This window comes from Desulfosarcina sp. (assembly GCF_055467485.1).
Genome location: NZ_JBUOIV010000010.1, coordinates 66,527 through 86,984 on the forward strand (window position 1 = coordinate 66,527; position 20,458 = coordinate 86,984).

Consider the following 20,458-nt stretch of genomic DNA (forward strand, 5'->3'; position numbering starts at 1 on the left):
CCTGTTATCGTTCTGGACTATAGTCCGCGGATCATTTTTCAGGTCGACATTTTTATAAATCAAGCGCTGGGAAATGCTGAAGTATCCTGCTCCGGTATTTCACGCAGGCTTTCTGGAATTTTGCCTGTCGTGAAGACACTGCTTATGATGCGGACCAATCGGTGAATGTGGCGTTTAATCTCTTCGGGGGAACGACCCGGATAATTCTTGAAGGCCATGACGACACCGGTAACCGATGCGTAAATAGCGTGGGTGACCAGACGGTTGTTCATGCCGATATCGGTTTGGTTGTTTACCTTTTCCAAAATATCTAAGAAGTTGCGTTGCATTGCGTTATACCGTTCCAATGCCTTCTGCTGAATCTGTCCGGTAATCATGAAATGGCCCATCATTTGGAACACGGATTCATTCTCCAGAAGGTAGTCCACACTTCCCATGGCCAGTTCCTCCAATGATGTCCGCCCCGCTTTCACATTCTTTTCAAACAGCTCCTCCACCACTTGCATGTGGCGGACCAGCGCTTCGACGAACACATCGTCCCGGCTGGGGAAGTAGCGGTAGATCGCAGCAGCCGAGATGCCGGCCCGTTTGGCAATGTCCCGCATGCCGATCTTGTGGAAATCTTTCTGACTGAACAGATCCATGGCGGCATTGACGATAAGGTTTTTGCGTGTTTCGCGCTCTTCTTTGCGCAGCTTTTGAAACGTCGACATGGCTGGGGCTCCTGCGGGTTCAGGTTGTCGTTGTGCCGAAGGCCTCGACCGGATCAGAAGATGCCGGGAATCGAATCACGACAGACAGCGGATGAGGACAATTGTACTCATTAACGCAGTTAACTTGAATTAACAACTCTTTTCCAATTGGATGGATTCTGCTAAAGCATCGCTTGATCGTGACGTTTTGGTCATTCATCAAATCCCTAACCCCCTATCCGCCATGCAAACTGGAGGTGCTAAATGAACAAGCCATTGCTGACGATCACCCTGCTGCTGGTTGCGGCCGTGATCAGTCCGATACCGGTTTTCGCCGGTTCCATTGCCGATGCCGACACGATGTATGAGAAAGGCGGGATGGCGAATATGTTGGAGGCGATCGGCAGGTATGAACGTTTCCTGTCGGCCAACCCTGAAGATTTCGAAGCCAATTGGAAATGCGCCCGCGCCTGCCGGCAATATGCCGACACTGCGAAAAAGGGTCAAGTCGATGAGTGGAAAAAAATCTGCGCCGAATACGGCAAGAAAGGCATGATTTACGGCGCAAAAGCCCGGGAACTCAACCCGGACGATCCAGCCGGTTATTATTATTTCGGGCTCAGTGTGGGCACCTATTCAGACGGAACCAGCATCCTGACCGCACTGAAAGAGGGGCTGAAGGATAAGACCCAGACCAACTTTGAAAAAGTATATGAACTGGATAAAAAGTATGACGACGCCGGCAGCATCCTCGCGCTCGGCCGATTCTGGGCGGTGTTGCCCTGGCCATTACACGACAGGGAGAAAGCCCTGGCTTATTACCGCGAATTTCAGCAGACAGACTATTTTCAATCCAGTATCGAAGGCCGGGTTTACCTGTCCGAACTGTTGATCACATTAGGCGGCGACGAGAACGTTGCGGAGGCCAGAGCGCTGCTCAGCCAGGCAATGTCCAGCGGTGAGCCCTACTTCACCGATTGGGCCCAACGCTTGCTGAACAAGATCGATTAGACCTGAAGCGAACGGGCAACACGGTCCGGTATCAGGAAAAACCCCTGCCCGGGTGTGTCGGCTGACCGGATTTCCTTGAGCCGAAAACCCATCAAGCGGACCCTTTTTTTATCAACCGGGCCACCGATTCGATATGAAAGGTGTGGGGAAACATGTCCACCGGCTGGACTTCTTTAACGTCATAGACCTCCTTGAGTTCCAGTATATCCCTTGCCAGGGTGGCCGGGTTGCAGGACACATAGACAATTTTCGCCGGCCCCAGCCTGAGTACCTGCTTGACCACGTCTTTGTGCATGCCGGCGCGGGGGGGGTCGATCACCAGCAGGTCCGGCGCCGCATCGATGGTTTCCAGGGTGTCCTTGATGTCGCCAAGGACAAACCGGCAGTTGTCGATGCCGTTCATGCGGCAATTCTTGCGGGCGTCGCCGACGGCGCTCTCAACCAGTTCCAGGCCGATCACTTCGCCGGCCTGTTTGGCCAGGCAGATGGCGATGGTTCCGGTGCCGCAATACAGATCCAGCACCTGCTCGTATCCATCGAGGGCCGCGTATCGCCCGACGGTTTCGTATAGCTTTTGCGCCCCGCGGGTGTTGGTCTGGAAAAAGGAGTTGGCCGAAATTTCGAACTCGAATCCGCCGATCCGGTCCGTCAGCACCGGTTTGCCGGCCAGGTGGATTTCACGCTCCCCGACGGCCACGCCCGAGCGCCTGGCCGTGATGTTGTTGACCACGGAGACCACTTCGGGAAAACCATCCATGATCCTATCGGCCAGAGGCATGAGCGCCTCGCGGTCTTCGCTGGCCGTCACGATGTTGACCAACCACTGGTCGTGGGCCACCGAGTGCCGTAGCATGAGAAAACGCCAGAAGCCTTCGTGGCTGCGCAGTCCATACACCGGCAGATCCGACGCACGCATGAAAGTGCGCACCGCATCCAGCATTCGGTTTCCCGCTTCGGGCTGCAACAGGCATGCCCGGGTGTCCAGAACCTTATGAAAGGTGCCGGGCACATGCAGCCCCAGCGCAAAGCCGATGTCCGCATCGCTGCCCATCTCTTGGGGCATCAGCCAGCGCCGGTCCGAGCAGGAAAATTCCATTTTGTTGCGGTAACCGAAAACAAGCTCGGACGGCAGCGTCGGATGAACGGGCGTTCCACCCATCAGCGCGATGTGTTCCAATGATTCGGCGACGTGGCGGCGTTTCAACTCAAGCTGGTGCGGGTAGTCGATGAACTGCCACTTGCAGCCGCCGCAATATCCGCTGTATGGGCATGGTGGATCCACACGCCAGGGCGAAGGTGTCAGCAGTTCCTGCACCACGGCTTCGGCGTAGTTGCGCTTTTTCCTGATGATGCGGGCGGCTACCCGGTCACCGGTGACGGTTTGATCGATGAATACGGCAAAACCGTCGATCTTGGCCAGCCCCTTCCCTCCAAAGGCCACATCGATGACGTCGCATTCGATGATCTGTTTTTTCTTAACGGTCATATCAACCCTTTAATCGTTCATCGGTTCCGCGTTCAGCGGGTCAGGGGTTACCGTCGATGGTCGCTCGGCATGAAATATCCGGTGAAGCCTGAACCGAAAAACCGCTGAACCGGTGAACGCATATGCCGTATCCACTTGTTCCATGGCCGGGCGTTTGTCAAGGACCAATACCCATGGCCACGTTTCAAACGCCCTGCGGGAATTCGCCTGCAGCGGATCCTGCGCTCCTGTCGATCGTTTTCTTCCCTTTTTTTTCTTGCCCTGCCAGTCGATTTTCTTTACTTTAGTAAAGCCTGACTGATCGTTATCAGCACCCCATTTCCAAAATTATGTCGTTCCGGACCATTCGTTCCTTTTTGTTCATTCGATCATTTTCGAGTTCCATTCAACCCCGATAAGGATTTTGCCATGAAAAACACGGATTATTTGAAAGCGCTCCACGTCGATGGGGAAACTTTTCATTTTTTCGATTTCAATCAGTTTGCCGCCGACACCGGGGCTTCCGTTGAAAAACTGCCTTTTTCAATCAAGATCCTGGTGGAGAACCTGCTGCGAAAGCTCGACGGCCGTGTGGTCACGGAAACGGACCTGGCCAATATCGTCGGCTGGCAAAAGACCTATGCATCGCCGGTAGAAATTCCCTATCACCCCGCACGCGTGCTCATGCAAGACTTCACCGGCGTGCCGGCAGTGGTGGACCTGGCCGCCATGCGCGATGCGGTGAAAGCCCTGGGCAAGGACCCGGCACGGGTCAATCCTCTGGTTCCCACGGAATTGGTGGTGGACCACTCGATCCAGGTGGACTGCTTCGGCACCGACGACGCCCTGGAAAAAAACGTGGCCCTTGAATACAGCCGCAACAGCGAACGCTATGAGCTGCTCAAATGGGCCCAGAAAAGCTTTTCCAACTTCAAGGTGGTCCCCCCCAACTCGGGCATCTGCCACCAGGTGAACCTGGAAAACCTTGGCCGTGTGGTCATCACCCATGACGAGGGCGGCAAAGCGGTCGCCTATCCGGACACGCTGGTGGGAACCGACTCTCACACACCCATGATCAACGGCATCGGCGTGATGGGGTGGGGTGTTGGCGGCATCGAAGCCGAGGCCGTCATGCTGGGCCAGCCCTACTACATGTCTATTCCTGAAGTGATCGGTGTCCGGCTCACCGGAACGCTGAAAGCGGGCGTCACCGCGACGGACCTGGTTCTGACCATCACCGAGATGCTGCGCAAGGTCAATGTGGTGGAAAAATTCGTGGAGTATTTCGGTCCCGGCATGAAAAGCCTGTCGGTGACCGATCGGGCCACCATCGCCAACATGACCCCGGAATATGGAGCCACCCTGGGATTTTTCCCGGTTGACGAGAAGACCCTTGACTATCTCGAGTTGACCGGCAGAGGCGACCGTGCACGGATCGTCGAGGCCTACGCCAGGGCCGCGGGCATGTTCTACACCGGTGAAACGGACCCGGCATTCACCCAGGTGGTGACGCTCGATCTGGCGACGGTCCAGCCCTCCCTGGCCGGCCCGGCACGACCCCAGGACCGCATCTCCCTTCCCGACCTCAAAAAAACATTTGCCGATATCCTCGGGTGCGAATACGACCGGGACGCCGAGGTCAAGCGCATCTCTGAATTTCTCGATGAATCCGGCTGCAAGACCGTGCGCGCCAGACGCTGCCACCCGGTAACCCAGCGTCAGTTCAACATGGAACTCAATGGCCGGCCGTTGAAGATCGGTGACGGCAACATCGTTATTGCCGCCATCACCTCGTGCACCAACACGTCCAATCCCCACGTGCTCATAGGCGCCGGCCTCATCGCCAAGAACGCCGTTGCCAAAGGTCTCAAGGTACCTCCCTTTGTCAAGACCTCCCTGGCGCCTGGATCCAAAGTGGTTATGAACTATCTGGAGGCAGCCGGTCTGGTGCCTTACTTCGACGCCCTGGGATTTCATCTGGCCGCATTCGGCTGCACCACCTGCATCGGCAACAGCGGCCCGCTGCATCCCGACATCGAACAGGTCATCACCCAAAACGACCTCAACGTGGCGGCAGTACTTTCCGGCAACCGCAATTTCGAAGCCCGCATTCACCAGAAGATTAAATCCAATTTCCTGGCATCACCCATGCTCGTGGTCATCTTTGCACTGGCCGGCCGGGTGGATATCGACCTGACGTTGGAGCCGGTGGGCATCGATCCCAACGGCGAACCCGTCTATCTGGAAGACCTGTGGCCGTCACACGATCAGATCGCCGAACTGACCCAAACCCACGTAAAAAAAGCGTTTTACGAAAAAGAATACGCACGCATCTTCGACGGCGATCGTTTTTGGGAAGCCCTGAGCATCGACCCGAGCACCACATTCGCCTGGAACCATGCCTCCACCTACATTAAAAACCCGCCCTATTTCGAGGGATTCTCCCTGACACCGCAACAGCCGGAAGATATCACCGGCGCCCGCTGCTTTCTGCTGCTGGGAGACACGGTCACCACCGACCACATATCGCCGGCCGGTGCCATCCCCGAGGATTATCCGGCTGGCCGGTATCTGATCGAAAACGGTGTTACCCCCGACCAGTTCAATTCCTACGGTTCCCGCCGGGGCAACCATGAGGTGATGATGCGCGGGACCTTCGGCAACATCCGCATCAAGAACCAGCTGGTGACCCCCAAACAGGGCAGTTTCACCCTGAAATATCCCGAAAAGACCGAGATGACCAACTACGATGCGGCCATGGCCTATGCGGATGAAGGCACCCCGCTGATCGTCCTGGGTGGCAAGGAGTACGGCACCGGCTCCTCCCGGGACTGGGCCGCCAAGGGAACCACCCTGCTGGGCATCAAGGCAGTCATCGCCCAGTCCTATGAGCGCATCCACCGCAACAACCTGGTTGGCATGGGGGTGCTCCCCCTGGTTTTTTCCGACGGGGAAAGCGCGCAAAGCCTCGGACTGGATGGTTCGGAAACCTTCACCATCTCCGGAATCGGCGGAATGACGCCCCGAAAGCAGCTGGCCGTCAAGGCCGTCAAGACAGATGGCAGTGAAATCGATTTTACGGCCACCTCCCGCCTGGATACGGAAGTGGATGTGGAATATTTTGAAAACGGCGGGATTCTTCCCTGCGTCATTCGCAAGATGATTGCGCAGGATGCCGACTAGCCGGCAGTTACTGATAAAACCGTTCAGGCGGCCCATGATAAACGGGCCGCCTGACGTTATATGAGCCCGGCATTTTTTTTGATTCTCAGCAGGCCCGGGCTCAGGTTCAGGTGCATGAGTGTGGACTGGATACCCAGATCGATAAACACGCGTTCCAGGTCGTCAAACAGCACCGGGCGGTCCGGCCACTTGAATGATTTTGCCTGCCGGCAGAGTGAATTCCATTCTCTTTTCGCTTCGGGCGCATCGCTGAAGACGGACTGCATGGCCCGATCACAGAGAAACATGGCGCACACGATGGGTCGAACCGTCCACATGCAGCCATAGCTGGCCAGATAGACGCATCGATGCCCCCTGTTTACCTTGTTCAAGGCCGCCTCCAAGCGATCCACCTGAGCCGGCGTGGCATGCAGCGCGTTGACCACCGTGTCGGCAAAGAAAGTGATGACGCCATCCTTCGAACAACAGGCGCTCGTGCGGCTGAGATAGCAGGTGTGGGTGCACACGTCGCTGAAATGCAAGCTCAAAAAACGATCGGTCGATTGTCTGAATTGAATGTAATCGTTTGTGGTTTCTGTGAGTTCTATCCGTTTGGTCTCACCGAGTCGCACCAGTCCGCGTCTGACGGCTTTCAATGCGTCGAGTTGTTCTATCTGGTAGTCGTTCATTTCCAGGACCCGGGTATCCCTATTTTAACTGGCGCCAACACGTGTGCAAATCCGTGTGTATGAGATAACCTGTTGATTGTCAATGCGATGCCGATTTTATCGGCAGGACGGCCAATGTTCGGGGATCTTTTTCCCTTGACGATTTTCGCCAATTTTCAGATAAACGGAGCTCAATACACCGCCAACCTCACACAGGAACGCATCCGCATGCCAGATCATACCGGACCGTCCGGTCACCCCATGGATCAGATTGCCGAGCAATTCAAAGCATCTGCCAAACCTGCGCAGAATCACAGGCCACTGGAGACCGACACTACCGTTGAATCATCCGGCAATCGATTCGATCCCGAGGGGGATGACGGTTCTGAAGGCCAATCGTCCCTGATCGCGCATGCGATCGTTGGTCCCCTATCCCTTTCACCGGACCAAATCGATGCACCGTCGTTTCTGGTGGACAAGAAGTTGTCCGTCCGGTGGATGAATCCAGGCGACTCAGATGCATTTTCCCTTGCCCTGGCCCACGAGTTTCGTTCAGCAACCGAAGCGAATATCTTCGACCTGCTGCTCAAGCCGGCCGTCAAGGATTCGATTGCCGACTGGCAGGAGTTGTTTTCATTTGTCTATATCCTTTTGCGTCGCTCCACCGCCAAAGACACCTTTGACCGAAAGACCGTCTTCATCTCAAAAAATCACCTCCCCGCCACACACGACGAGACCACTCTCGCAGCGTCCATCCACCCGTTTCTGGTGGACAGCTGCATCATCGGACAAAAAAACGGGGCCACCCGATCGCCCCTGCGCCTTTTCGGCCTGGAATTCAGGGAAGGGACACTCTTTTTGCTCCGGCAGGATCCATGGCACGCTGCCGTGCCCGCCAACGGGGAACCTGAATCCGCCGGTACCGCTATCGCCCCCGGGGACGAGAAAGAAGCGATCTGCATATTGTCGGCACGGCTCAACGACTCTCACCGCATCGCAGATACCATGCTTCCGGAGGTTTTCTTCAAACTGATGAATCGAATATGGGACGAAAGCGACAGCGTTGTGCGATCTTTCGGCGGCAAGCGGGCTGGCTGCAGTGGTGCGCAGATCGACTATCTGTTTACAAAAAACGCCGGCCGGAACCCCATCTTCAGCGCCATCTGCTGCGCAACCCGCATGAACCGGCAGATGCTGGCGATGGAAGAAAAACTCAAGGCTCAAGAGGGATGGGCAGATGAGATCCGCATGAATATGGGCATCAGCCACGGCACGGATGAACTGACGGCAGCAACGCCGGGCGGTTGCATGGAATCCACGATCCCCGGCGGGACGTTTGACCAGTCCACGCACCTGTGCGCCGTTGCCGGCAAAGGGGAAATTTGGATCACCAGAAATGCCGTTGCCCAATTGCCCAGAAAGCTGATCGACCAGGTGGTGGTGGGTATTGATCGCCAAGGCCGGTTTTTGCGGAATTTTTTCACCCGGCTCTCAGACCTTCCACAGGCCGCCGGGGCCGGTCGGTCCCATCCTGATCTGGGAACGCTGACCATCGCCCGCATTTTAACCGTTGAACGGCCAGGATCGGTGCAGCCGGGAACGAACGAGGTTTAACCATGTTGGAAAACGACCCGATGGTAAGGGTTCATGTGAATATTGAACTGTCCGCCGCATCTCTTCAGGCGGTGGTGGCCAATTCAAAAAAGAAGGCCGGCCCGGATGAAAATGGACGGTACCGGGTGGATACGGCCGATGCCCTGGCCGCCCTGATTTCAACCTTCCTCAGGGAAAAAGGCTTTGACGCATTTGCCCGGGATGTTGCCAATTATTGATGCAACAATGGTACAGCCGCCTTGTAAACGGTGACATTACCGCCAATTGAATAGGGGTTGAGGCCTGCCGGAATAAGGAAGCTGTCCCCTTTTTTCATGGTCAGGTGCACACCCTGACCGCCATCTTCGATGCGTCCTTCTCCTTCCGTGCACAAGAGCATTTCTATATTTCTGATTGTGGGCGCAACGTAAGGATGACCGCTGGAGGGATGGATGACGGTGAGTGAAAATTCATCCGCCGGGCAATCGTAGACCGACTCAGCCACCCCCACCGGCTTAGGATCGAGGATCTGGATCGCGGTCTCCTCAAACCGGACAACGCTGAGCAACTCGACCACATCCACATGCTTGGGCGTCAGCCCCCCCCGGAGCACGTTGTCCGAATTGGCCATGAGTTCGATGCCCACGCCGTCCAGGTAGGCGTGGAGCTGACCGGCGCGCAGATACATGGCCTGTCCGGGTTCAAGGCAGACCAGGTTCAATAGTGCCGGAGACAGGATTCCCATATCCCCCGGATAGGCGCGGGCCAGATCGACGATCCAACGGTAGAGCGGTGATGCGCCCGCCAGGGGTCTGGCCTTGTGCAGAATCTCCCGGGCCGCTGTATCGCGCGTATCGCCCGTGAGGGTCATCATGGCTTTGAAAAAATCCCCGAACCCTTGGCCGCGGCTAGTTTTCAGATGCTGGAGCGCATCATCGAGGTCGTGGGGGCATACCGGTGCCAGCAGTTCGGCGGCTTCAGCGGGCGGCCGAAATCCGTTCAGCCCCCAAAATGGCGTCAGTGCGCAGATAATTTCCGGCTTGTGGTTGTCGTCCCGGTAGTTGCGGTCCGGCGCATCCAGGGCCTTCCCTTCCCGATTCTCCCTGTCAAACCCTTCCACCGCCTGGTGTTTGCTGGGATGCGCTTGGATGGAGAGCGGTTGGGCGGCGGCCAGCACCTTGAACAGGTACGGCAGGGCATTGCCGAACCGCCTGACGACATCCCGGCCCAGAATGTCAACGGGTTGCCGGTCGATCAACTGCTGGAGCGGGATCCGATCGTCACCGGCAACCGCCAAGGAAGGTCCTTTGGGGTGGGTGCCCATCCACAGTTCGGCCTGGGGCTCATGGGCGGGGTTGGATCGCCCGGTTAGCCTGGCAATGGCCGTTTTCGATCCCCAGGCATAGGGTTGGATCACGTTTTCGAGACGGTAAATCTGCATGGCTGACCTCGATCGCATCGTCAGCAGATGGTTTACTAACGCCGACCACCTTGCTATACAGGGTCGGCTGGTGCCTAATGCTGAAACACCGGTATGGAGCCATTTATAGCATGATCCTTACGGTTAATGAAATCTTTTACAGTATTCAAGGCGAGTCGGTCTACGCCGGCCTGCCCTGCGTGTTCGTGCGCCTGACCGGATGCAACCTGCGCTGTCGCTATTGCGACACCCGATATGCGTTTGATGCGGGCAAGGCCATGTCCGTCGCCCAGATAGTCGATCAGGTGGCGGCTTTTGGTTGCGGCCGCGTTGAAATAACCGGTGGAGAGCCACTGGCCCAGGACCATACACCGGCACTGGTGGATGCCCTGCTTGGCAACGGCTACCAGCTGTTGATGGAAACCAACGGTTCTCTGGACATCGATCGCGTGGATCGCCGCTGCAGTCGGATCATGGACGTCAAGTGCCCGTCCAGCGGAGAACACGAGAAAAACGACACCGACAATCTGCAGCGGCTGACGCCCCATGATCAGGTTAAATTCGTTATCGGCGATCACGACGACTTTTTTTTCGCAACCCGGCTGTTGCCCCGTTTAGCGGCGATCCTGCCGGCGGATCGCATCCTGTTCTCGGCGGTAGCCGACCAGCTGCCGCCAGATCGGCTGGCGGCGTGGATACTCGAGGCCCGAATCGAGGCCCGGCTTCAGCTGCAACTGCATCGGTTGATCTGGCCCGATCAGGAGCGGGGCGTTTGACGAAATAAGCAAAGCTTATGCATAACATTAAGGAGATAGATAAAACCATCTATGATTAAATCACTAAAAGCAGTAGTGTTATCCAGCGGCGGCCTTGATTCCAGCACCGTTTTGGCCATGGCTGCCGCCCAGGGGTTTGCGATATACAGCCTCAGCTTCGACTATGGCCAGCGGCACGCTTGCGAACTGCGGGCGGCCGAGAGGGTGGCGGCGGCAGCCGGTGTACAGCGCCATCTGGTCACCCGGGTGGATCTGAGACCGGTCGGTGGCTCGGCCCTAACCGACGACATCGCCGTGCCCAAGGCCCGCAGCGAATCCCGTATGGCCGAAGCGATTCCGGTCACCTATGTGCCTGCACGCAACACGATTTTTCTTTCCTACGCCCTTGCCTGGGCCGAAGTGTTGGGCGCCTGGGACATTTTCATCGGTGTCAACGCCGTGGATTACAGCGGTTACCCCGACTGCCGTCCGGAATACATCCAGGCTTTTGAAACCATGGCCAACCTGGCCACCAAGTCTGCCGTCGAGGGCAAGGGACGCTATCGCATCCATACACCGCTGATCGACCTGACCAAGGCCGGGATCATCCTGACTGGGACCGAATTGGGTGTGGACTACGGCCTGACCCACAGCTGCTATGATCCAACGCCCCAGGGAATGGCTTGCGGCAGTTGCGATTCGTGCATCCTGCGCAAAAAAGGGTTTGCCGATGCCGGGGTACCCGATCCGACCTCCTATGCGCCGCAGTGACGAAGCGATCTGAACCCCGGCCAACCGGCAACAAGAAACGCTGATACAACATCAAAAAAGACAATAACCTGAGGTATTGAATAAAAATGGTAATCGGAATCGTATTGGGGCTGGCGGTATTGCTTCTGGTGGGGCTGGTATTGGCCGAGAAGACGGAACAGCCCAAACGGATTCTGGTGTTCAAAACACCGCTGTCCCTGTTGTTCATCATCGCCTGGACCCTTCAGCCTGTCCAAAATGCCGCTTTTGGGGGCCTGATTCTGACCGCCCTTATATTTTGCATGGGAGGGGATGTCCTGCTGGCCCTCGGTTCGCGAACCGCCTTTCTTTGCGGCCTGGTCAGTTTTTTGCTGGGCCACGTGATGTATGCCTCGGCCTTTTTCGTGGTAGGCAGCGTCGGACCGCCCATGGCCGTGGGAGCCATTCTGCTGGCATTATCGGCGGCATCGGTCTGGCGCTGGCTGGAGCCCCACCTGGAAAATATGCGCACCCCGGTGATGGCCTATGTCGTTGTGATCAGCGTCATGGTGTGCGGCGCCTTTGGATTGGTTGCCGATCCGACGATCCCGGCTCGTGTGCGCAGCGGTATCGTCGCGGGTGCCGTACTCTTTTATATATCGGATCTATTCGTCGCCCGGCAGCGCTTCGTGGTTGGCGCCCATGTCAACCGGGCGGTCGGACTGCCCCTGTATTACATCGCCCAGTTTCTGCTGGCCTTCTCAGCTGCCGGGGTTCCCGGTTAGCCTGAAAATGGGTGGTCAATGCAAGGGATCCATCACCAGTTTACGGGCAACCGCACGGTCTGTTTGGCCTTATTTCGAAACAACAAGTATCGGTTTTCCCGGCCGAACCGATACAGATCGCGGGTAATGGTCACATCCGACCGGCAGTATTCGAGAATTTTGGCCATTTTTCCTTCCCGCCACCATCTCAGGGCATCCAGCCCGTCTGCCGTCTTTCCGGCATCCAGGGTGACCGATGCCAGATGGTCCAAAGAGAGGCGGTACCCCAGCTGATCCTTCACCTTTTCCAGGATGTCCAGGGTAGGAACCTGCCGGAAATCAAGCTCGGTATACGCCGAGAGCACCCGGTAGTCGAACCGTTTGACGTTGAATCCGACAACCAGGTCCAGCTGCTGCAAGTGATCCAGCAGCATGGGAACCTGACCCTCGACGAACTCGAAAAAATGGTCCGAATGTGAATCGTAGAGCACGACGCAACTGACCCGCATCCGCGATGCATGATGCCAACCGCCAACCTCCTGGGCCGACAGCTGGGTTTCAATGTCCAGCACCCCGTAACGCATGGCCTGATGCGTGACATCCGCCTCCTGTGGGGCATTCTCCGCTGCCTTCTCCGCTTCGACGGCCATCGGCCCGGAAACGACCCGGGCGACGGTCAGGGTCTTGGCGGCAATCAGGGTCTTCAACAGAAATATCGCCCCCGCCTTGTCGATGGGGCGGTTGCCCGAACCGCATTTGGGAGAATGGACACAACTGGGACAGCCGGTCTCACAAGGGCAACCGGATATGGCCGACAACGTGGCGTCCAGCAGGCCATGGCCATCGGAGAACGCCTGGGTGCACAGCCCGCTTCCCCCGGGCAAACCATCATAGATAAAGATGCCGGCACTCTCCAACTGCGCGTGAAATGGGGTGGAAATGCCCCCCAGATCGTTTCGGTCGGCGAGCACTAACAGCGGAAAAACGCCGATGGCCGCATGCTCCAGGGCATGCAGCCCGCCCATGACATGGATCCAGGCCTTTTCCCCCTCGGCGGTCACTGCCGGTGGAACCGTAAACCACAGGCCCTGGGTTTCGAAGACCATGGGCGGCAGGTCGAGCGAAACCCGCTCCATCACTTTGCCGGTCCGCGTTTGTATGCGGTCATAGCCGGTGACCTGCTCGGTGACCCGGAGCCGCCCCACGGCCATCATGGTTCCGTAGACCGGCTTTTGGTCGGTAACCTCGAGAATCCGGGTCTCCTTGTGAGATCTCACGCGGGTGTGAAAATCGACCTGGGCCTGTGCGACCCGGACCTTACGCTTTTCCGGGTCCAGAGACTCCACCGTATAGGTTCGGCCACGATGCAGATAGACGGCCCCGGGATGGGTTTCCCGGTAAACACGGATTCCGTCGATTTCACCTAACTGGGTGTTGCCGGCTACCTCGATGATGGCAAAACGGGCTCCTGCCCCTCGCAGGTCAACCAACCGATGCGGATTTTTCATCGGCGAAAAGCAGGCGGTGCCGTCAGCGCTCAGATAGAGCTCGCCGGAGGCAATCGCCCTTTGGAGGCAGGCTTTCATCGGTTCAGGTGACAGCATGGGGTCTGCGGTCATCAAAGGCAATTCCGCTGCAGCGCACACCAGGTGTCGTGCCACGACATCCGGATTATAAGGATTGATCACGGCCGCTTCCGGCCGGCGAAGCACCAGTTGTTCCGGATTCTTGATAAAATAATGATCCAGGGCATCCTCTCCGGCCACCAGTACGACCGCCGAATCCTGGCCGCTTCGCCCCACCCGCCCCCCGCGCTGCCAGGTGGCGACAATGGAACCGGGGTAGCCGACCAGAATACACAGATCAAGACTGCCGATATCGATGCCCAGTTCGAGAGCGCTGGTGGTGATCACCGCCAGCAGTTCGCCGGAAGCGAGTTTGGACTCGATGTCGCGGCGCTCTTCAGGCAAGAAACCGGCGCGATAGGCACTGATGCGATCGGCGAGCGAACCGGCACGCTGTTGGGCCCAGATGGCCAGCAGTTCCGCCAGTTTACGGGACTGTGTGTAAACGATGGTGCGAAGTCCCCGGTTTATGGCCGCCTTGAGCAGTATCACCGTTGCCGTCAACGATCCGTCTGCCGGGTCCATCATGATCAGGTGACGCCGACCGTTGCCGGCCGTGCTCCGGGTAACGGTCTCGACGCTCAATCCGGTCAGCTGCTTGGCCAGTTCGTCCGGGTTGCCGACGGTGGCCGACGTGAAAACGAACGTGGGCGCTGCACCGTAATGGCTGCACATCCGCCGCAGGCGACGAAATACCTGGGCCATATGCGCACCCAGGATACCCCGGTAGGTGTGCACCTCGTCGACCACCACGAACCGGATTCTGGACAGCAAACCGGTCCACCGATCGTGATAGGGCAAAACCGAAAGATGGACCATTTCCGGGTTGGTCATCAGGATGTGGGGCGGGTTGTCGCGGATTTTCTTGCGCCGGTAGGCTGACGTGTCCCCATCGTATATGTCCGCCCGCAGGTTGATATCGGGCAAGTAGGCGGACATGCGCTCGATGGCTTTGAGTTGATCCTGGGCCAGGGCCTTCAGCGGGTAGATGAACAGGGCGCATGCGGATGGATCCTGGAGGACGGCCTCGAACACCGGAAGCGAATAGGCCAGGGTCTTGCCAGAGGCGGTCGGGGTAGCCGCTACCGTATGGATCCCTGCTCTCACCCGATCGATCGTCTGGGCCTGATGGACATACAGCCGATCGATCCCCAAGTCCTCGAGCAAACGTCCAATCGGTTCCGGCCACGGTTTGCAGGTCTTTCCGTAGGCGGGTTGGCTGGGCGCAAACTCACGGTGATAAACCACCTGGCCCTCAAATGCGCTGGCAGCCTTGAGAGCGTTGATGTAACCGTCGACCGGAGAACCGTCAGCCATGGATTGACAACCGAAATCGAATCACAGTTTTCATTTTTGTGTGCATAGGGGCTTGAAAAACTGAAAAAATACGCTATAGTGGGCCTTTATTGGACATGTACGATCCGCATCCGTGAACCTTAAGGCAGCGATTGACAATACCTCACCGAAAAAAGGTCTTCCCCTTTAGCGGGAAGAGCCACTATCGCATGACTTCATCTCCCATTTCAAGAGGAAGGCCATAACGTTGGACGACCCTTTTTTACCCGGCCCAGGTTCCGCAACCCTGGGTAAATGTCATGTTTGTTTCGCTTCTCTTCTTTTGCATGTAAACCACCGGACTCTCAGTTATCCGCGCGACCGCATCACCGGTGCAGGAGTCAGCGGATGATGCTGAATCAATTTATTCTGCTTTTCATCCTGTTGCTGCTTTCCGGTTTCTTTTCATCGGCGGAGACCGCCCTGTTTTCCATCAGCCAAACCCGCGCCAGGCACATGGCCAAGGAAAATATCCGATCTCACCAGTTGATCAAGCGCATGAAGGATGACCCCCACAAATTGCTGACCACCATCCTGATCGGCAACAACGTGGTCAATGTGGCTGCATCGGCAATCGCCACGTCGCTGACGATCAACATGTCCGCCAACTATGCCGTCGGCCTGTCCACCGGGATCATGACCTTTCTGATTCTCGTCTTCGGCGAGGTGATCCCCAAATCCTTTGCCACCCGCAACAACATCCTCCTGGCCAAGCTGACGATCTTCCCCATTTACTGGATGTCGATCCTCTTCTTTCCGATCATCTTGTTTCTCAATTTCATTCCGCGCATCACCGGAAGGATGAGCAAGACGCCGTCAGCCACCGAAGAGGAGCTGATCACCTTTGTCGAAGTGGTGGAAGAGCAGGGAGAGATCAAGGAAGAAGAGCGCGAGATGATCCACAATGTCTTCGAATTGGACGACACCAATGCATCGGAGATCATGACGCCGCGGGCCGACATGTTTGTCGTGGATGCAGATGCGCCCCTGGATTTCAAGGCCATCGCCGAATCCGGTTTTACGCGCATTCCGGTTATCGAAGGCGACATCGACCACGTGGTGGGCATCTTGAATATCAAGGACATCTTCATGCACCAGGCCACATCGGAAACACCGGTGAACATACGGGCCATCATGCGACCCCCCTATTTCGTTCCGGAGAACAAGAAACTGGACCGGATGCTGCATCAATTCAAGGCCCGCAAGAACCACATGGCCATCATCGTGGACGAGTATGGCGGTGTCTCCGGCCTGATCACCCTGGAAGACGCCCTGGAAGAACTGGTGGGTGAAATCCGGGACGAGACAGACAAAGAGGAGCCTCACATCATCAGCAAAAAACCCAAGGAGTGGATGGTGCTGGGCAAATCGGAGATCGAGGAAGTCAACGACAAGACCGGCATGAACATCCCCGAATCCAGGGAATACGACACCTTTTCCGGGTTCATTTTAGATAAGATCGGCAGGATTCCGGAAGAGGACGAAGTATTCACCATCGACGGGCACAAGGTGGTGGTGATGGAAATGGATGGCAACCGGATCAAGCGCTACCTGGTGCAGTCCCTCTCATCCAAACCGGACTGATCGATGCCCTCCCCGTCGGCTGCCAGCCGATGAACCGCCCCTCCGCCCGGCACCGGGGACGGCCCCTTCAATCCTATCATGATCGATTGCACACCCCGGCCACGCCTGCTGTTGATCCCTTGGACCAATCAACCTGCATCGCCAAGGAGTGGCGTCGCCCACCCCCAAACGGGAACGTAGTCCGCCCTCGGACCGTATGAGATACCACGACGAGAACGCATCCCGCTGCAACGCCTGCGGTCATGCGATCTACTGGTTATTGCGGGTTCGGCAGCTGGCTAGGGCAGCTACTTGACGCGCTCCACGTACTGCCCGGTGCGCGTGTCAATGCGGATGGTTTCGCCCTCGTTGACGAACGGCGGCACCTGCACCACATGACCGGTTTCCAGGGTGGCTGGTTTGGTGGACCCGGCGGCGGTGTCCCCTTTTGCCCAGGGTTCGGCCTCGGTGATGGTCAATTCCACGAAATTGGGCAGCGAGATGTCCAGGGCCTTCTTATCGAACATGAGGACGTTGCAAACGGTGTTTTCCTTGAGAAAGGCCTTGGCGTCGCCCAACTGCTCCTCGGACAAAAATTCCTGTTCATAGGTGGACGAATTCATGAAACAGTAAGCGTTCCCGTCGAAATAGAGGTACTCCATCTCCACCGCTTCCAGATTGGCTTCCTTGAATTTTTCACCGGACCGGTAGGTTTTGTCGAACTGCGAACCGGTTATCATGTTTTTGAGCCGGCATTTGTATAGGGCCTGCCCCTTTCCGGGTTTCACGAATTCAAACTGGACGATCACGTATGGATCACCGTCGATCTCTATCTTCAGCCCTTTTCGTAAGTCACTGCTCTCGTACATATGGTTTTCAACCTTTCCTGGCGTTGGTAAATGGCAGGATCCGGCTTGGGCGGCCCGGATCCCGTGGTTAATCCGCTTGGTCAAATCGTCATGTCGTTGGTCCCCGGCCCTTCCATGTGCATTCGATCCGTCCGGTGCGTTTCAGACACCAGGGCCTGGACCCGTGCCGGGTCCTTTTTAAAACGGATGGGGCGCCCGTCCTCGCCCACGGCATTGGTGCAGGTGCAGCTGTCCACCCCAAAAGGCCGGACCTGCCGTATGCCGCCGGCAACATTTTCCGGCGAGATGCCCCCGGCCAGAATAACCGGGATTCGGCTTCCGGCCACCAGCTCTGCAGCTACCGACCAGTCGCAGGTAAGTCCGGTGATGCCAACGAATCCGGCCACCGGCTGGTCCTCATCGGCTGAACCGGAAGCCCCGACGATGATCGTGTCGGTCAAGAAATAGTCGCTGACGGGTTCCAGCCTGGCAGCCAGGGCCAATACGGCATCACGGTCAGCCTTTCCTGCCTGCCCGATGGGAATGGAGCGCATGATCTGAAGACGCGGAAACCGCTGCTTGACCGCCGCCTGAAGTTGGAACGCCGCATGTACCGAACTACCCCCGCGGTCATCCAGCCGGTCACAGAAATGCACGATATGCGGCTGATAATAGTCCAGCGTATCGAAAACCGCCTCCCGGTTTGAATACAACGGAATCAGACTGCTGACCGCACCCAGCTTGCGAACCGCGTCAATGGTTTCACGGATGACCGGATCGTGGCGCGCTTCGCACGCGGTGACCACGCTGCCAATGTGATCCACACCCAGCGCGATCATGGACCGGGCTTCACCCGGCGTCTGAATTTCATATACCTGAACGATGGTGCCTGGCATTATCTTGAGCATTCCTGAATGGTTAACATCCGAAGCGAGCGGTGCCGGTGGCCGTCTCTATCATATCCATGGGCTTTGTGCAAATCGTACCCCGGATCGCTGGTCGCCGGGTATCGACGGTATGCACAATGGTCTGTCGACGACTGATCAAGGCAGGATCGCTGGATCCTCTGCGGCGGCTGAACCGGAGGCCATCACGTCCACATTCTGCCGGAGCATCTTATAGTAGGTTCGGATGCGGTCCACGTACATGACCGCTTCATTTCCACGCGCATATCGATGTTCAAGGGTCGTGTAATATTTTTTCTGCTGCAACAGCGGAAATACCGACCGGACGCCATGCCAGCTGTTTTCCGGCTTGCCCAACCGGCGGGCCAGCAGCCTGGCGTCCTGCAGGTGGCCGAATCCAATGTTGTAGGCAGCCAATGCCATGAGGGTACGGTCCGGTTCCGGTACCGACTTGCCGACCAGGCGGTGGAGACGGGCCAGATAGCGGGTGCCGGCAAATATGGATGCCTCGATATCCATCCGGTTTTCCAGGTTCATGGAGGCCGCCGTTTCGCGGGTCAGCATCATGATTCCGCGCACGCCCGTATAGCTTTTCGCACGAGGATTCCAATGCGACTCCTGATACGCCTGGGCGGCCACCAGCTTCCAGTCAAGCTTGTATTTTTGGGCAGCGGCTTCGAAATACGCCCGATATTTGGGCAGCCGGACCTTGATCCGGCGACGGTACCTGGCCAGGTCAACATAGTCGAAAGATTCCAGATGGCTGTAATAGTGATCGATAAGCCCCTTGATGATCTCCCGGGTCCCTTTTCGATCAAACCACTTGGCGATGACCTGCTTCAATCGGCGGTTGCGTGGATCCGTTGCCCAGGTCAACTTACGGGGTTGGCCCAGGGTCAGCTTGACGGTCAGTTCCGGGTAATAGTGGTGGTTCATGGACATGATATTAGATTCCACGACCGTAAGCGGCAAGGAGCGGTTCCACACCATCTGGAGCAAATCTTCGGCGCTGTATGCAGTCAGTATCTGCCAACTGACACCCGGATAGATGCGGCGCAGCTCCTCGAGATATTCGATACGGGCGCTGCTGCCGGTCATCCAGAGCGTGTATGCCTCGAGCGCCTTTTTGCTTTGGATTTCCGGACCGCCGCGACGGCCCACCACCTGCTGCTCCACCTCCAGATACCCCGGTCCCAGCGAAAGCAACCGGGCCGACTGGCTGCCAAAGGGAACCCCAGGGGCGATGATATCACCCTGACCGGCTTTGAGAGCGGCGATCATATCGACTTCATCCTCGATGATCGATACGCGAAGATTCACGCCCAGATGATCGGCAAACGCGCTTGCCAGATCGTACTCAAATCCGACAGGGCCATGGGGGCCTTCATAATAACATGCTGAATTGTTTCGCGTAATCAACACGATTTCACCCCTGGCCTGCAAGGCTTCGAGATCATTTTGTGTCAGGGGAAAATCGCATCCTGAAATCACGATGGACACGAACAGAATAACCAGCGCGCACCGATTTGTTCTCAGCTTGTCAACACGCATATTCTGCCAACCGTTTTCATGGTTTGCGTCTGAGCTCCAGAGCGTCTGGTGGTTGCCCGATTGAACCCTCCCCGCGGCAAGCCGCGGGGAGGGTTCACCGTATGGATAAAAATCGATTTGCAGTTCGCTCGCTGTCGCGGTTCAAGTCGACGATGTAGTCACGTGATGGTTTATAGTCTGAGATCTCCAATTTATCAACCCGCACCATGTCTTCGCTCACTCCCGTCCGCCCGGCAACCGGTGTCCATCGGCAACCGGGGGCTATCTGACCGCAGTCACCGGACAGGACACGCCACAGCGCCCGGTTGCCTTTTTCAATCGATAATGGTATTACCCCCCGAAATCAACCAATCTGCTGTTTTGTAGCGTATT

The 20,458-nt window shown here is 57.0% G+C and carries 16 protein-coding genes; 8 read left to right on the top strand and 8 right to left on the bottom strand.

Annotation, left to right across the window (positions count from 1 at the left end; genetic code table 11):
• Window positions 1-59 precede the first annotated feature (59 nt).
• Window positions 60-713, bottom strand: coding sequence for a TetR/AcrR family transcriptional regulator (locus tag ACZCED_RS07205; protein WP_462969661.1), 654 nt, complete (start codon window positions 711-713; stop codon window positions 60-62).
• A 243-nt stretch (window positions 714-956) separates the two neighbouring features.
• Between ACZCED_RS07205 and ACZCED_RS07210 the strand changes: the two genes are divergently transcribed.
• On the top strand, window positions 957-1,703 hold the full coding sequence (locus ACZCED_RS07210; RefSeq protein WP_464860505.1) for a hypothetical protein: 747 nt from the start codon (window positions 957-959) through the stop codon (window positions 1,701-1,703).
• 91 nt (window positions 1,704-1,794) lie between these two features.
• Here ACZCED_RS07210 and rlmD read toward each other — a convergent pair whose 3' ends face one another.
• Entirely contained in the window at window positions 1,795-3,189 is a 1,395-nt protein-coding gene (rlmD, locus tag ACZCED_RS07215; RefSeq protein WP_462969663.1) for a 23S rRNA (uracil(1939)-C(5))-methyltransferase RlmD, read from the bottom strand.
• 408 nt (window positions 3,190-3,597) lie between these two features.
• On the opposite strand from rlmD, the gene acnA reads away from it, so the two are divergent.
• Window positions 3,598-6,351: an aconitate hydratase AcnA gene (gene acnA, locus ACZCED_RS07220; protein WP_462969664.1), complete on the top strand. Its 2,754-nt coding sequence runs from the start codon at window positions 3,598-3,600 to the stop codon at window positions 6,349-6,351.
• A gap of 56 nt (window positions 6,352-6,407) precedes the next feature.
• On the opposite strand, the gene ACZCED_RS07225 is transcribed toward acnA, so the two are convergent.
• Window positions 6,408-7,019 carry a hypothetical protein gene (locus tag ACZCED_RS07225; protein ID WP_462969665.1) on the bottom strand — a complete coding sequence of 204 codons (612 nt, stop codon included), beginning with the start codon at window positions 7,017-7,019 and terminating at the stop codon, window positions 6,408-6,410.
• A gap of 207 nt (window positions 7,020-7,226) precedes the next feature.
• On the opposite strand from ACZCED_RS07225, the gene ACZCED_RS07230 reads away from it, so the two are divergent.
• Both ACZCED_RS07230 and ACZCED_RS07235 read left to right on the top strand, forming a co-directional pair.
• Complete coding sequence (locus tag ACZCED_RS07230; protein ID WP_464860506.1) at window positions 7,227-8,612, top strand: hypothetical protein; 1,386 nt, start codon at window positions 7,227-7,229, stop codon at window positions 8,610-8,612.
• 2 nt (window positions 8,613-8,614) lie between these two features.
• Complete coding sequence (locus ACZCED_RS07235) at window positions 8,615-8,830, top strand: hypothetical protein (protein WP_464860507.1); 216 nt, start codon at window positions 8,615-8,617, stop codon at window positions 8,828-8,830.
• On the opposite strand, the gene manA is transcribed toward ACZCED_RS07235, so the two are convergent.
• On the bottom strand, window positions 8,824-10,032 hold the full coding sequence (manA, locus tag ACZCED_RS07240) for a mannose-6-phosphate isomerase, class I (RefSeq protein WP_464860508.1): 1,209 nt from the start codon (window positions 10,030-10,032) through the stop codon (window positions 8,824-8,826). The two genes, ACZCED_RS07235 and manA, sit on opposite strands and share 7 nt — an antisense overlap.
• A gap of 110 nt (window positions 10,033-10,142) precedes the next feature.
• On the opposite strand from manA, the gene ACZCED_RS07245 reads away from it, so the two are divergent.
• The 3 genes from ACZCED_RS07245 to ACZCED_RS07255 all read left to right on the top strand — a co-directional run bounded on the left by ACZCED_RS07245 (window position 10,143) and on the right by ACZCED_RS07255 (window position 12,280).
• Window positions 10,143-10,787: a radical SAM protein gene (locus ACZCED_RS07245; RefSeq protein WP_464860509.1), complete on the top strand. Its 645-nt coding sequence runs from the start codon at window positions 10,143-10,145 to the stop codon at window positions 10,785-10,787.
• Between the two features lie 51 nt (window positions 10,788-10,838).
• Window positions 10,839-11,537, top strand: coding sequence for a 7-cyano-7-deazaguanine synthase QueC (gene queC / locus ACZCED_RS07250; protein WP_462969670.1), 699 nt, complete (start codon window positions 10,839-10,841; stop codon window positions 11,535-11,537).
• Window positions 11,538-11,623: 86 nt separating this feature from the next.
• Window positions 11,624-12,280, top strand: a complete 657-nt coding sequence (locus tag ACZCED_RS07255) for a lysoplasmalogenase (protein ID WP_462969671.1) — start codon at window positions 11,624-11,626, stop codon at window positions 12,278-12,280.
• Between the two features lie 32 nt (window positions 12,281-12,312).
• On the opposite strand, the gene ACZCED_RS07260 is transcribed toward ACZCED_RS07255, so the two are convergent.
• Window positions 12,313-15,201 (bottom strand): DEAD/DEAH box helicase, encoded by a 2,889-nt coding sequence (locus ACZCED_RS07260; RefSeq protein ID WP_464860510.1) that lies wholly within the window; start codon window positions 15,199-15,201, stop codon window positions 12,313-12,315.
• A gap of 366 nt (window positions 15,202-15,567) precedes the next feature.
• Here ACZCED_RS07260 and ACZCED_RS07265 point away from each other — a divergent pair, with 366 nt between their 5' ends.
• Complete coding sequence (locus tag ACZCED_RS07265; protein ID WP_462969673.1) at window positions 15,568-16,803, top strand: hemolysin family protein; 1,236 nt, start codon at window positions 15,568-15,570, stop codon at window positions 16,801-16,803.
• A 287-nt stretch (window positions 16,804-17,090) separates the two neighbouring features.
• Here ACZCED_RS07265 and efp read toward each other — a convergent pair whose 3' ends face one another.
• From efp to mltF, 3 genes are all read right to left on the bottom strand, one after another.
• On the bottom strand, window positions 17,091-17,651 hold the full coding sequence (gene efp, locus ACZCED_RS07270; RefSeq protein ID WP_462969674.1) for an elongation factor P: 561 nt from the start codon (window positions 17,649-17,651) through the stop codon (window positions 17,091-17,093).
• Window positions 17,652-17,731: 80 nt separating this feature from the next.
• Entirely contained in the window at window positions 17,732-18,526 is a 795-nt protein-coding gene (locus ACZCED_RS07275; protein ID WP_462969675.1) for a phosphoribosylanthranilate isomerase, read from the bottom strand.
• A gap of 147 nt (window positions 18,527-18,673) precedes the next feature.
• The gene (gene mltF, locus ACZCED_RS07280) at window positions 18,674-20,086 is read right to left on the bottom strand and encodes a membrane-bound lytic murein transglycosylase MltF (protein ID WP_464860511.1); all 1,413 of its coding nucleotides are present in this window, start codon (window positions 20,084-20,086) and stop codon (window positions 18,674-18,676) included.
• Window positions 20,087-20,458: the final 372 nt, after the last annotated feature.